Source organism: Peribacillus sp. NPDC060253, assembly GCF_042727425.1.
In the GTDB taxonomy this organism is placed as follows: Bacteria; Bacillota; Bacilli; order Bacillales; family DSM-1321; genus Peribacillus.
The window spans coordinates 13,222-26,859 of record NZ_JBHXAS010000013.1 but is presented as its reverse complement, the minus strand read 5'-3'; the positions used below and the strand labels follow the sequence as shown (position 1 = coordinate 26,859).

Annotated in this window: 12 protein-coding genes; 2 read left to right on the top strand and 10 right to left on the bottom strand. The window is 39.7% G+C overall.

Going from position 1 to position 13,638, the window contains the following annotated elements; all coding sequences use genetic code 11:
- Positions 1 to 29 precede the first annotated feature (29 nt).
- The 5 genes from ACFWE9_RS05520 to ACFWE9_RS05500 form a co-directional block, all read right to left on the bottom strand.
- Positions 30 to 1,331: a CitMHS family transporter gene (locus tag ACFWE9_RS05520; RefSeq protein WP_377355963.1), complete on the bottom strand. Its 1,302-nt coding sequence runs from the start codon at positions 1,329 to 1,331 to the stop codon at positions 30 to 32.
- Positions 1,332 to 1,458: 127 nt separating this feature from the next.
- Positions 1,459 to 2,412 carry a hydroxymethylglutaryl-CoA lyase gene (locus tag ACFWE9_RS05515; RefSeq protein ID WP_230159328.1) on the bottom strand — a complete coding sequence of 318 codons (954 nt, stop codon included), beginning with the start codon at positions 2,410 to 2,412 and terminating at the stop codon, positions 1,459 to 1,461.
- Between the two features lies 1 nt (position 2,413).
- Positions 2,414 to 3,622, bottom strand: a complete 1,209-nt coding sequence (locus ACFWE9_RS05510; protein ID WP_230159329.1) for a CaiB/BaiF CoA transferase family protein — start codon at positions 3,620 to 3,622, stop codon at positions 2,414 to 2,416.
- A gap of 251 nt (positions 3,623 to 3,873) precedes the next feature.
- Positions 3,874 to 4,638: an IclR family transcriptional regulator gene (locus ACFWE9_RS05505; protein ID WP_230159330.1), complete on the bottom strand. Its 765-nt coding sequence runs from the start codon at positions 4,636 to 4,638 to the stop codon at positions 3,874 to 3,876.
- A 135-nt stretch (positions 4,639 to 4,773) separates the two neighbouring features.
- A complete protein-coding gene (locus tag ACFWE9_RS05500) occupies positions 4,774 to 5,838 on the bottom strand; it encodes a C45 family autoproteolytic acyltransferase/hydrolase (protein ID WP_230159331.1) in 1,065 nt (354 codons plus the stop codon).
- Between the two features lie 155 nt (positions 5,839 to 5,993).
- Here ACFWE9_RS05500 and ACFWE9_RS05495 point away from each other — a divergent pair, with 155 nt between their 5' ends.
- Complete coding sequence (locus ACFWE9_RS05495; RefSeq protein WP_230159332.1) at positions 5,994 to 7,385, top strand: hypothetical protein; 1,392 nt, start codon at positions 5,994 to 5,996, stop codon at positions 7,383 to 7,385.
- Positions 7,386 to 7,585: 200 nt separating this feature from the next.
- On the top strand, positions 7,586 to 7,687 hold the full coding sequence (locus tag ACFWE9_RS05490; protein WP_290370597.1) for a substrate-binding domain-containing protein: 102 nt from the start codon (positions 7,586 to 7,588) through the stop codon (positions 7,685 to 7,687).
- Positions 7,688 to 7,997: 310 nt separating this feature from the next.
- Here the strand turns inward: ACFWE9_RS05490 and ACFWE9_RS05485 are convergent, their stop codons facing one another.
- The 5 genes from ACFWE9_RS05485 to ACFWE9_RS05465 form a co-directional block, all read right to left on the bottom strand.
- Complete coding sequence (locus tag ACFWE9_RS05485) at positions 7,998 to 9,395, bottom strand: amino acid permease (protein ID WP_230159333.1); 1,398 nt, start codon at positions 9,393 to 9,395, stop codon at positions 7,998 to 8,000.
- A 317-nt stretch (positions 9,396 to 9,712) separates the two neighbouring features.
- Positions 9,713 to 10,672 carry an L-threonine 3-dehydrogenase gene (locus tag ACFWE9_RS05480; RefSeq protein ID WP_377355959.1) on the bottom strand — a complete coding sequence of 320 codons (960 nt, stop codon included), beginning with the start codon at positions 10,670 to 10,672 and terminating at the stop codon, positions 9,713 to 9,715.
- A 42-nt stretch (positions 10,673 to 10,714) separates the two neighbouring features.
- Positions 10,715 to 11,905: a glycine C-acetyltransferase gene (locus ACFWE9_RS05475; protein ID WP_377355957.1), complete on the bottom strand. Its 1,191-nt coding sequence runs from the start codon at positions 11,903 to 11,905 to the stop codon at positions 10,715 to 10,717.
- Between the two features lie 706 nt (positions 11,906 to 12,611).
- A complete protein-coding gene (locus ACFWE9_RS05470) occupies positions 12,612 to 13,172 on the bottom strand; it encodes a thioredoxin family protein (RefSeq protein WP_230159336.1) in 561 nt (186 codons plus the stop codon).
- Between the two features lie 123 nt (positions 13,173 to 13,295).
- Positions 13,296 to 13,499, bottom strand: a complete 204-nt coding sequence (locus tag ACFWE9_RS05465; RefSeq protein WP_230159337.1) for a hypothetical protein — start codon at positions 13,497 to 13,499, stop codon at positions 13,296 to 13,298.
- Positions 13,500 to 13,638 lie beyond the last annotated feature (139 nt).

Here is a 13,638-nt window from a genome sequence, read left to right as displayed (position 1 = left end):
TTCTTTCGATTCAGTAAACGATAACATGGCTATATTGATAATGCACCGAAAAGGAATGCAGTTATAATCATTACCAAAGCTGTTCCGACGGCATATTTTAGTGAAAATTTTATATGCTCCCTAAACTCTACACCGACAAGTCCAATCAATACGTATACCGACCCAACCAATGGACTTAATAAATGTAGTGGCTGGCCTAATAGTGATGCTTGTGCAATTTCAAGTTTATCGATTCCAAATCCCGAAGCAGTCTCAGCAATAAGTGGAATGATACCAAAATAATAAGGGTCATTTGCCATTACAAACGTAAATGGCATACTGGTCAATCCTACAATTGCAGGCAATTGTGGACCAAGAAAGTCCGGTATAATATGCACTAAAGAAGAAGCCATGGCATCAACCATTTCCGTTCCCTCCAAGATACCTGCGAAAATACCGGCAGCAAAGATCAAGGAAGTAACAGTTAGAATATTTCCAGCATGCGCTTCAACTCTACTCTGTTGCTCTTTTAAATTCGGGTAGTTTACAACTATGACTATGACAAAACCGATCATAAATAATGCAGGTAATGGCAAAACTGCTTTAACCAAGGCAAAAATCAATACTAGAGTAAGAATGATGTTGAACCAATACAATTTGGGTCTTTTTAATGATTGATCTGCTGCAATGTCCTCCATTGATACGGCTATTTCTCCTTCTGTTTCTGTATAATGACCAAAAACACCTAATCTTTTGCGTTCTCTTAAACCAAAAAACACGCCTAGTCCAATGACATATAATGCCCCCGCAATGATGGATGGGATAATTGGCCCCAAGAGTTCCATAGCGTCATAACCAAATATCGACATTACCCTAGCCGTCGGTCCCCCCCAAGGAAGTACATTCATAATGCCCATCGACATGGCAGGAAGACAAGCCAGTATTAACTTATTCATTCCTAACCTCTCGTATAATGGCAATAGTGCTGTAACGACAATTAGGTACGTGATCGTTCCATCCCCGTCTAACCCTACCAATAAAGACAATACTGCAGTAGTAACGGAGATCTTTAACGGATCGCCTTTTGATATTTTCACCATTCTGGTCACCAAAGGATCAAACATCCCTGCATCTATTAGTATCCCAAAATATAAAATGGCGAATATCACCATTATTGCGGTTGGTGTAATTGTTTCAATCCCCTTCATCATCATAGGTCCTAAATCAGTGAATCCACCTATTAAGGCAAAAATGACCGGAATGATGATCAGGGCATTGAGAGCGCTTAATCGCTTACTCATAATTAAATACATAAAAACAACAATCATCATGAATCCTAAAATCGATAACATATATACCCCCCTTAATTTGTATCCGTTTTCATTTCGAATTTACAATAGAGTGATTGGAGTGAATCAGGCTAACACCAAATTACACTCATGTTTCTTTAAAGGGATTCAGTTGAATCCCCATTTGTATTCATCCAAGCTTTTTTTGACTTTTGGGTTTTGTATGTAGCCTGCTGTTCGGGCCCGCCTTTAGAATAAAGCTTCCACCATCATGCCCAATTGTATGTTTGATATCTCTAGCGATTTCGAGTAATGAATCAAGATTGATGCCTGTTCGAATTCCCATTTCATGTAAGCCATGTACGAGATCTTCTGTGGGTAAATTCCCTGCAGCGTTAGGGGCATAAGGGCAGCCCCCCAGTCCCGTGGTAGAGCTATCGAAATCCGTAACCCCTTGTTGCAATGCTGCGACTGCATTAGCGAATGCCATCCCTCTTGTATTGTGTAAATGTAAGGTGAACTTGAAACTAGGGAATAATTTTTTAATAATCCTTAACATTTCAGATACTTGTTTAGGATTTCCCATTCCAACGGTATCCGCCAATGAAACTTCGTTAACCCCCATATCTTGATATCTTTCAAGAATCGATACGATTTTTTCCAAAGGTACCTCTCCTTCATATGGACAACCAAATGCTACCGCAATGGAACCTCCCACTTCCACACCATATTTTCCGGCAAGTTCTACAATCGGCAGGTGCTCCATTTGTGCTTCTCTAACTAAACAGTTGGAATTGGATAAGCTATGTGAATCAGTAGCCGATAGTAAGATCTTGATTTTTTTCATTCCTGCATTAATGGCCCGTTCTGCCCCGCGCAAGTTGGGAACCAGTGCACGGAACTTTATTCCATCTAAGTCCTGAACCTGCTTTACCACCTCTTCCGCATCTTTTAATTGAGGTATTGCTCGAGGATGCACGAAGGATGTAACTTCGATGCGTTTGATTCCTGTACTTGTCAGACCACGGATAATGCGAATCTTTTCTTGTGTAGGTATCCATTTATCTTCCATTTGAAAACCATCTCGCGGGAGTACTTCCCAAATATTCACTTTGTCGGGTAAAATCATTTTTTCATTTTCCATGTTAGATGACCCCCTTTTCCTTTAAATTCATTAATTCCTCTTCCGATAATCCAAGCTCTTTACAATACACTTGTTTGTTATGCTCTCCAAGCTCTGGTGCACGATGACGGATGCGCCCCGGGGTTTCTGAAAACTTAGGTACAATGCCAGGAACTTTAACTTTGCCTAATCGAGGATGATCCACTTCCAAAATATTTTCCCTCGCTTGATAATGAGGATCTTCGAAGATATCTTTTATGCTTAATATAGGAGAAATGGGAACACCAAACTCATCCATTGTCTTCAAAAGTTCTTGTTTATTTAGAGATTTCATAAAAGTCATAACAAGTTCTTGAAGGATGTCATTGTTATTCATTCGTGCTTGGTTTGTTAAATAATCAGGATTTCCTATCAAATCCGGCCGATCCATAGCTACAGCCAAACGTTCCCATGTTTTTTGTGTACTGCATACCATGACAACCCAATGTCCGTCTTTTGTTTGGTAAGTACCCGAAGGGCTTGAATGACCGTGAAGCATAGGTGCTCTCTCTCGTACTTTTCCGAGCTGATCATGTTCAGCAATTAAGAAATCCATCATCCTGAACATCCCTTCGTATAGTCCCATCTCAACGATTTGACCTTTTTCTGTACTGGAAGTTTCACGATGTAGGAGAGCGCTTACAGTTCCAAAAGCAATATATATGCCAGATATATAATCGAGTAATGAAAATGAAGGGCTTACTGGGTGGCGGTCCTCAAATCCCTGTAGGTATGTATATCCCGAAAATGCAGTACTAGGCGTTCCGAATCCTGCCTTTTCTGCATATGGCCCTGTCTGTCCATAACCAGATTGTCTAGTCATAATGAGACGGGGGTTCACTTCCCTCAGCACATCATATCCTAGTCCCCATTTTTCCATGGTTCCAGGCCTGAAATTTTCTATTAGGACATCGGCGGTGCTAATCATTTTTTTAAATAACTCTTTACCCTCAATAGTGCGAATGTCCAAAGTTACAGACTGTTTATTACGTGCAAGACCTGGCCACCTTAATGGTTCAGAACCATTCCACGGTCCAAGGCCTCTCAACGGATCACCTTTATCCGGGAGTTCCACTTTTATTACTTCAGCTCCTAAGTCCGCCAATAAGGTAGCTGCAAACGGAGCGGCAATCACAGTAGATGCATCGATAACACGAATTCCAGTCAAAGGGCCATTTGTTGGATTATCCATAAAAATACTTCCTCCTTGATGTTATGAGTCTGGTAATTTTGCTAAATAAGATAGGAATGAGAAATAGAAATCTTTTGATGTTTCATCTAGTGGAACTTATCATTCCGTTAGCTGGAACTTCATGAATGAATTATAGCAAAACACTTTTTATCTGTCACGATAAAAATTAAAAAATTCTGTTTTTTCTAAAACCAAAATAAAAAACAGCGCCCAGTAAAAGGCGCTGTTTTTAAACTTGTCCACAATATTAGCTATTCTTTTGGGGCATTAAAGCATTCCGAAATCTTTATGGCATTTATCTTCACTTCATTTTTTATTGCATCCATCGCTATTTGCGTAAATCGTGTACTTGGACCCGATACGCATAAACAAAAATTCACTTCTTGATCGAGCCCAAAAATAGGTGATGCAAGTGAATTAACTCCAGCCCCTCTTTCGTCTAAACTCATTGCAATGGATTCTTTTTGAATGATTGTCAATTCGTTTGAAAGATTATTGCGTATTGTTTCGGAATCTAAAGTTTTTAGAACAGATTCAACAAACGCCGAAGACTGAAAAGCTAATAAGGCCTTCCCACCAGAACCTTTCTCCAATGGAAGTGTCTCTCCGATACTTACAACATGGCGGATTGATTGATTGCTCCCGTATCGTGCAATACACCTTCGTTTCTTATTCTCCAGCATATATAAACTTACTGATTCTCCAATTTCATTTCTTAGTTTCTTCATGAATGGTTTTGCAAGTTCCGTTATTTCGAATGAAATCGTACTTTCCGCAATACGACCAAACTGATACATTTTATAGCCAAACTGATATTTTGAGTTAGAGAATTTTTTTTGCAGTAGACCATTTTGTACTAATGTATCTAACAGCCTGGAAGTTGTTGATTTGGCCAAACTAATTTTATTTGAGATTTCCGTTAAGGATAATTCAGGCTCTTCTAAAGTAAAGCAGTTCAATATATTAATTGACCGTTGAACAGTCCTTGATCCTTTTAAGCCTTCACTTTCATCCATTGTAAAAGCCCCCCTTTACAATTATTTACCGACTGATTCCTTGCTCTCTAAATGTTGTTTTCATTTTGCAATTTCATATGCCTTATGTATTACCAATCAATTATAACCCCTAAAAAAGAGCATTTCATAATACGCTCAACTCCGAAACCAATTCGCTCCCTCATCCATATGCACAAAAGGAATATCCGTATCAATTACACCTCTGATTCGATCTAATTCAATATCTTCCCCTTCGAGCCATTTCGCAAAATCAATTGATGTGGGTTCCTGATTCCCCCCCAAAGCAATCCAAGCTTTCATCTCCTTAGGTAAATAAGCGGAGGTATGAATCGTTCCAGCCCAGCTGCTATATAAATCCGAAAAGACACCTTGGTTGGTGTCATTAAACAATCTATAAGCATCGTAGGCAGATGAAAGTTTCCCTTCATGTTCTTGTATGATTTCCAATCTGCGTTTCGAATCTATAAGATGATTACGATTTTCATTTTTCATGATTTCAAAGTGATTGGTACATGCATTGGCCCTACGCACCTCTACATTTCTCGGAGAGGTTTCCACAATATATGTTCCGCCACTTTTATCATAAACGACGTACGTGAATGAATGACGATGTGGGATTTCCTTCAACATCGAAACCGCTTCCTCCACGTTCGCACAAGATTCAACAATCAGTCTGCCAATCATGCAGCAAATGAATCCATCTCCCGGGTTCTTTCGATTCATGAAGTTATATCCGATCACTAACCCTTTTTCATTCATGCCATCCATCCGTCCAGTCCCTCGCTGACTAGGTCCAATGCTTGAATACCCTTGATCAGTTGGCTGGAATAAGACATAGCGCCCTTCGTATGTCTTTGGATGGTAATCATAATTGCGAATGAGATAATCATCCCCTGTCATGATGGAGCATCCAGACCGAACATAATCCAATCGGTACCCTCCAAACTCTTGCAGCACGCGTTCAATTGGCCATTTCAATGCTTCTTGCAACCCCAGTAATTCTTCCCATACTCCAGGGGCGAATTGTGTAATCGCTTTCTTGACCTCTTCTTCTTCAATCGTAAACCGTGGCTGTCTAATCTTCCACTGATCTTCACGATTTTTTACGGTTAGTGAATCTTTTAATGCCTCACCTTGCATGTACCCGAACTCATAATGTGTACCCCGAAATTGTATGATATCACTATATACTTGCTTCACAACTTATCCCTCATTTACAGTAGTGGCTGTTCAATTAAGGATACTTGAAGTGCAGTTGAAAATAAAGAAGATAAGCATTAAATTTATGAAACAACTCACCACCCCGTACCCCCCTCATAATCTGTAACTAGGCATATTTATGAGGGGGACGGATTATGGAGATGGAATTAACGGCACTCCATTGGATTTATGTTGTATTTATTGTATTGATAATCGGGTTTATGGTAAAACGCCGTGATACGACCATCATTTGCATAATTGGCATTTTCCTTTTGGCTTTAGTTGCTACTGGCAGTTTTGCCTCATCCATAAGCGGGATATTCAACAGTTTCATCTTCGCCATCACGGAATTAATGTCCACGATATTAATCATTTCAATCATAGTCGCCATGAGCACGGTTTTAACGAAGTCTGGTATTAACGATGTCATGATCGCACCATTTGCCAAATTCATTAAAAATCCTACACTTGCCTTTTGGATAATCGGGATTGTCATGATGATCATATCCTGGTTTTTCTGGCCATCACCAGCGGTTGCCTTACTTGGGGCGGTTCTGCTCCCGTTTGCATTACGGGCTGGTTTACCTGCGTTAGGCGTGGCGATGGCAATGAACCTTTTTGGCCACGGAATAGCATTATCAGGGGATTTCATCATTCAAGCTGCCCCTAAACTCACGGCAGATGCAGCTTCGATACCAGTCGGTGATGTCATTGCTGCGAGCATTCCCCTTGTCATTGTAATGGGGGTCGTCACCACCACCTCTGCCTTTATCCTTTTAAAGCGGGATATGAAACTTGGAAGAATCAAGGCTGCTGATTACGTTGGAATCAGCCAAGATCAAACAATCAGGGAAGATCTGCTCACACTGGCACAAAAGAAGTTTTTTGCAGTCTTCATTCCGATCGCATTTCTATTGGATGTTGTGGCCTTGTCGATTTTGAAGTTGCAAGGCGGAGATGCAACGGCGTTGGTTGGCGGAACAGCCGTTTTCATCTTGCTCATTTTATCCCTCGTCGCACATAAACAACAGGGACTTGAAAAATCAACGGCCTATTTAATTCAGGGATTTCAATTTGGCTTCAAAGTATTCGGACCCGTCATTCCAATCGCCGCATTCTTCTATTTAGGAGATTCTGGATTCACCCAAATCATCGGTGACTATTTACCAAAAACTTCCCTCGGCATTGTCAATGACCTTGGCGCCGCCTTGGCGGCCTCGGTTCCTTTGACGAAAGAAATTGCCTCTGTCACATTAACGGGCATCGGTGCCATCACTGGCCTTGATGGGTCGGGATTTTCAGGGATTTCTTTAGCAGGTTCGGTTGCCAAACTTTTTGGAACGGCAATCGGAAGCGGAACCGCTACCTTGACTGCACTTGGGCAAATAACTGCGATTTGGGTTGGCGGAGGTACCTTGATTCCATGGGCCCTCATCCCAGCCGCTGCCATATGTAATGTCAGCCCATTCGAACTTGCGCGCCGGAATCTGCTGCCGGTAACCATTGGTTTGGCCGTCACTACAATCGTTGCAATGTTTCTTATATAATAATTCTAAACGGTATTGTGCTTGGACTTTAAAGTTACGAAAACGACACCTGTACAATGTGTAAAACAATACCTACTCTCATTTTTAAAAGGACTGAGAAGTAATATTATCCCCTTAAGATAGATAGTGTAAAAAAACACAAACAGTCGTGGACGATACACTACTACCTGAAGGGGATTTTATTATGGCTAATAACTATTTTGGCGGTTGGCATTATTAAGGCATTGCACGAACATGGAAAAGGAGTTCCCAAAGACTATTCTGTCGTTGGATTTGATGACCTTGTGATTAGTCGTTATTAATGACCAGGTTTAACGACAATACGGCAAGATGTATTTAATAAGGGGACCATTTCAGCTCAAACAATCATTGATATGATTGAACTAGAAACAACAGATCCAGTAAACACGAACCTTCCAATTGAGATAATAGTGAGAGGATCTACAAGATTTATATATATGTGATCCGCACCGCCGCAAATCTAGCTCCAATAGAAAAAGGGCTGCCGCAGCAACCCTCGTTTTGAAGTAAAGCACCCTACTATTTCCTTAAAGATTAGTAATCTACAATAAACAACTGTCTCACTTAGAAGAATTCAAAGCAAGTTATAGATTAACCCACTTTATGCTCAGTTTCAATTTCTGTCGGAGCATCTACTGGTACACGCTTGCCCATTCCAAAAGCGTAATAACTAATGACAACGATACATAGAAAACCAATTCCTACAATTAACGAAATGCGTGTTTCATCATTAAACCACATTCCGACTAATACCATTATCAAGAAAGCAATGGTCAAGTAGTTTGTTACAGGTGCAAAAGGCATTTTAAATGGATGATTGACCATTTCAGCCTTTTTAGCTTTTCTGAATTGAATTTGACTTATCAGAATGACAAACCACGGAATCATACCAGGAAGTACACTTGCACTATAAACATGCACAAATAAATTTTCTGGTGCAACATAACTTAAAACTACACCAAGTGCTAACCCCACTATCACACCGAACGTACCGAATAATGGGACACCACTATTGGATACTTTGGCAAAGTATTTTGGCGCTTGTCCATTCATTCCTAATGTGTAAAGCATGCGTCCTGCACTGTAAATACCACTATTGCAGCCAGACATTGCAGCTGTGATTACGACAAAGTTAATGATTCCAGCTGCTGCTGTAATACCAACTTTCGCAAAGGTTGCCACAAATGGGCTGCCAATTGCAGTTAGTTGGTCCCAAGGGTAAACGGTTACAATAATGAAAATTGCACCAATATAGAAGATTAAGATACGCCAAATGGTACTTTGAATCGCTTTAGTTATTGTGTTTTGCGGATCTTTTGCTTCACCAGCTGTAATCCCGATCAGTTCTACACCCTGATACGCTGCAACAACTAATGAAAGAGCAAAGAAGAATCCTTTCCATCCACCTGTAAACCATCCACCATGTTCCCAAAGATTAGATAATCCTATCGCCTCTCCGCCGTTACCAAATCCAAAGAAGATAAGTCCAATTCCTGCAACGATCATTAATACAATCGTTACGATTTTAACCAGTGCAAACCAAAATTCAATTTCACCAAAGGATTTAACGGAAATCAGGTTCGCTGCCCCAAGGATCACCATTGCAATCAAACCTGGGATCCAAGCAGGAAGATCAGGGAACCAATACTGCATGTATGTCCCAACAGCTATGATTTCGGCCATCCCGACAATAACCCATTGGAACCAGTTGCTCCAAGCAGTCATATACCCTGCCAATGGATGAATATACTTATAACCAAATGTAGCAAATGAACCTGTACTTGGCTCCAAATACAACATTTCCCCCATTGCCCGCATAATCAAAAAGATAAAAATCCCTGATATTGCATAAGCCAACATGACAGATGGACCTGTCCATTTAATCGCGCTGGCTGAACCCATAAATAAACCAACACCAATTGTACCGCCCAAAGCAATCATCTGAATATGACGGCCCTTCAGGTCCCTATTCAAATCTTGGTTTGCCATTCCATTTCCCCCTACTCTACTAAAAGTCATATTTGCTGCAAAATCCTAATACTCTCCATTCGGTATCGAAATGATTAAGCGGGCATCTTTATGAGCCTTCAAAAATCATTCTCCACTTCTAGGTTAAGCATTCCTGATAGTTAGAAAGATTCTTATGAATTTTCACGTTATACCAGATGTGAACATAAAGTTAATGGAAAGCGCTTACTTTTTATTGGTCTAATAAGTGCTTCATTAAACCGGTAAAAAAAATCACGACCTGTATAAAATAACCCGAATAAAAGAGTCTTGCAACCCTTTTATTCGGCTCAGGCTGATTAAGCGGTAATTAACAGTGACTTTAATCCAAGCTTTACCAACATATCCTTCGTCATTTTCTCCAAATCATATTCCGCCTTAAATCCCCATTCTTCTTTTGCACAAGTTGAATCTATGCTATTTGGCCAACTGTCAGCAATAGATTGTCTTCCAGGATCGACGTCATAATCCATGACAAAATCTGGAATATGCTTTTGGATCTCGGCTGCGATTTGTTCTGGGGCAAAGCTCATGGCAGATACATTAAAAGAATTCCGATGTTTTAGCTTTGAGGCATCCGCCTCCATTAATGTCGTAATGGCAGCTAAAGCGTCAGGCATATACATCATATCCATGTATGTTCCCTTATCAATGTAAGATGTATATTTCTTATTTTTAATCGCTTCATAGTAAATTTCGACCGCATAATCGGTTGTTCCGCCGCCAGGAGGCGTAACATACGAGATCAGCCCTGGGAATCGAAGACCTCTCGTATCAACGCCAAATTTATGATTGTAATAATCACATAATAACTCACCCGATACTTTATTCACTCCGTACATTGTATTCGGTCGTTGAATGGTGTCTTGCGGTGTCCAATCATTAGGAGTCGTTGGACCAAACGCACCAATAGAGCTAGGTGTAAATAATCGGCAATTAAGTTCTCGTGCCGTTTCCAAAGCATTTACCAATCCGCCCATGTTTAAATTCCAGGCTAAAAGCGGCTTCTTTTCAGCTGTTGCCGACAATAAAGCAGCTAAATGAATAATCGTATCCACTTCATGTTTTTTGGCAATATCAAACATCGCTTTTTCATCGGTAACATCCAATATCTCAAATGGACCTGATTGGACCACATTACTTTCCGTTCTACGAATATCTGTTGCAATGATATTGTCAAAGCCGTATATCTCTCTCATTTTCAGCGTCAGTTCTGAACCAATTTGACCTAAAGCCCCCGTTACTAAGACCTTTTTCATCAAAAATCCCTCCCTTTTTTACACTCTGCAGTAAGAAACCCTTTATATAATCGACATCTCTTTTCCTACTTTTTCATAAATGTCTATAGCCCGATCCAGCATCTCTTTTGTGTGAGCAGCTGTCGGCATATTCCTCACCCTTCCTGTTCCCTTCGGAACTGTAGGGAATACGATGGATTTAGCATATACACCTTCTTCGATCAGCCTTTTACTGAATTGCTGTGTTTTAGCTTCATCACCTATAATGCAAGGGGTAATCGGTGTCTCGCTCTCCCCTATATCAAAACCTAATTCTTTTAGACCTTTTTTCAAGTAATCGCCGTTTTCCCACAGCTTATTTTGAAGATCTGAGCTATTCATCAAAATATCAATGGCTTCTATACAGGATGCAACTGCTCCCGGTGTGACAGCCGTTGAAAATAAAAATGGACGACTTCTCACTTTTAGCCAATCAATTAAATCTTTCTTTCCTGCTACATAGCCACCTACAACACCAATAGCCTTAGATAATGTTCCAATTTGGAAATCCACTCTATCCGATAACCCAAAATGTTTTACCGTTCCTGCACCATTACCTAGTACACCTGATCCATGCGCATCATCAACATACGTAATTAAATCTAACTCTTCGGCAATATCCACAATTTCAGGGAGCTTGGCAATATCCCCATCCATCGAGAACACTCCGTCAGTAATAATCATGATTTTGTTATACAATCCAGACTCTTTTGCTTTAAGTGCTTTTGTTCGTAAATCATCCATGTCGGAATGGATAAAGGGAATGATTTTTGCTTTAGATAATCGGCATCCATCAATGATTGAAGCATGATTCAATTCATCTGAAAGGATGGCATCGTGTTTATCCATCACTCCTGAAATCGCTGCCATATTACAGTTAAATCCAGATTGATAAGCAATGGCTGCTTCTGTATGTTTAAACTCGGCAAGCTTTTCTTCCAATTTGACATGTATATCTAACGTCCCGTTAATCGTACGGACAGCACCGGCTCCGACACCATATGTTTTCGTTGCTTCTATGCATGCGTCGATTAATCGGCGATCAGTTGCTAAACCTAAATAATTATTGGATGATAAATTAATTAGCTCTCTTCCTGCAATGGTGATCATCGGACCGTTCGGACCTTCTACCGGATCTATCACGTTATAAAGTCCTTTATCTTTTAAATCATCTAAATTTTCTTTCAAAAATCGATTTAATATTTCACTAGACATCTCATATACCCCCTAATTGATGGTTGGTGATCTACCCTATTCTTAAATGTTGCATTTAAGAATTATGAATTTTGCTCTTATTAAGAAAATACAGGTGTCCTTCCCAAAAAAACACATGGAAGTAACGTAAATCCTTTTAAATTAATAGTTATAACAACCATAATAATAGATAAATTTATTGTTGTCCATATTGTGTGGACAAAAAAATTTAAGATTGCTGTAGTTTCGCCTTAAAGATCTTTCAATAATTCGTTGAAAACATTGAATTTCCGCGTAGATTTTAACCATAAAATTTCCGTGTTAATCATCGAAATAAATGAGGTGAAAATGAGGCACTTTTTAGATATTTTTTCTAGATTATTACAATTACACCTCCTTACTTCCATAAAAAATGGAGCTGTTGATCTGCTCCTGAAGAGGAAGTAAAGCACCATATGTTACGTTTAATCTTTCATACATCAATACCATAATTAGGTCTAACTAACAAAGTATGGAAAATGCACACGAAGAAAATTAAGACATAAATAAAGCATATTTTTCCTACGTGTTTTACCAACTGGAAATTTTTCTCAAAAAAACGGTGAGAATTTTGGAAAAATTAGTTTTTACCAACCTAAAAAAACTGTAGACACCCCCAAATTATTATCGAGGTTGTCTACAGTCTAAAATCCTCGTAGCTTCGAGGATTTAGTCATGCACGATCGTTTTAAATTTTTCCCAATGCTTCCTTGATGCTATCGTATACTTCGTCCCATAGCTGTTTATCTTCAGAAAATGCCTCTGTTATCTTTTTAAAGACCTCTTTCTGCTCTGCCTCAAATCGTTCATCATCCTTAGCTGGAAGATTTGAGCGCAACTCCATTACAAACGCTTGTACCTTTGGTGCACGAGGTCCCCAAACGGCTCTTTCTTCGCCATTCTTATCAATGAATATAAAAATGGGAATCGAACGCGCTGTTCCATTCGTTAAGTATTGATCGATCAGCTCAAGATTTTGATCTCGTAAAATCATGCGAGTTTCCATATTTGTCGCTTCCGTTATATTCAATAAAATAGGTATATTCATCATCGCATCTCCGCACCAGTCTTCAGTAATGACAATGGCCCGAAGTTCTTTCGCTTTTAATTCATCAAAAAAATCCTGATCATCTGCAGAAATAGAAAAACGCTCATGAATCGATTGTAAGTTTTCTTTATGAGCCTTCATTGAAGAAACAAATTCTCTAGCGGGAATCCCCATTTCAAACCATTCATTCAGTGTCGTCATTTTATTGCTCCTAACTAACTATTTTTAAGTTAAAAGTACCATAAACCCCTTATTATTTCATTGTTTACACCTTGAAAAATCAACTGACTGCCTTTTATACGGAAGATGCTCTTGATATCCGGTTTAAAAATGGTCGTGTTCGCTCTTCCTTTGGAGCTTTGAAGATCTCCATTGGCGCGCCCCTTCTTCTACATTGCCCCCGCGACCCATGAAAAGAACCAATCCTAGACCATCATCGGTTACAATCACCATCGTGAAGCCTTCCTCTAATAACATATTTTCTCCCCCAAGCAGCGATTTGACCATCTCCACCAGAAGAGACGGCAAACATATCCACTCCAGCTTCCTGAGATAGGTTTGGCTGATAATTCCACTATTTTCTAAAGAATCGTTTCCTTCCCCCTAATATTTTTATAGAGATCTATTCATCTAAACCCTATCAGAATAAGATTCGTCAATGAGAGGA

What these genes read in the sequence shown, in the direction of transcription:
- ACFWE9_RS05505 (WP_230159330.1), bottom strand. Translation starts at nt 4,638, where the DNA reads ATGGATGAAAGTGAAGGCTTAAAAGGATCAAGGACTGTTCAACGGTCA.
- ACFWE9_RS05480 (WP_377355959.1), bottom strand. Translation starts at nt 10,672, where the DNA reads ATGAAAAAGGTCTTAGTAACGGGGGCTTTAGGTCAAATTGGTTCAGAA.
- ACFWE9_RS05515 (WP_230159328.1), bottom strand. Translation starts at nt 2,412, where the DNA reads ATGGAAAATGAAAAAATGATTTTACCCGACAAAGTGAATATTTGGGAA.
- ACFWE9_RS05475 (WP_377355957.1), bottom strand. Translation starts at nt 11,905, where the DNA reads ATGTCTAGTGAAATATTAAATCGATTTTTGAAAGAAAATTTAGATGAT.
- ACFWE9_RS05495 (WP_230159332.1), top strand. Translation starts at nt 5,994, where the DNA reads ATGGAGATGGAATTAACGGCACTCCATTGGATTTATGTTGTATTTATT.
- ACFWE9_RS05520 (WP_377355963.1), bottom strand. Translation starts at nt 1,331, where the DNA reads ATGTTATCGATTTTAGGATTCATGATGATTGTTGTTTTTATGTATTTA.
- ACFWE9_RS05485 (WP_230159333.1), bottom strand. Translation starts at nt 9,395, where the DNA reads ATGGCAAACCAAGATTTGAATAGGGACCTGAAGGGCCGTCATATTCAG.
- ACFWE9_RS05510 (WP_230159329.1), bottom strand. Translation starts at nt 3,622, where the DNA reads ATGGATAATCCAACAAATGGCCCTTTGACTGGAATTCGTGTTATCGAT.
- ACFWE9_RS05470 (WP_230159336.1), bottom strand. Translation starts at nt 13,172, where the DNA reads ATGACGACACTGAATGAATGGTTTGAAATGGGGATTCCCGCTAGAGAA.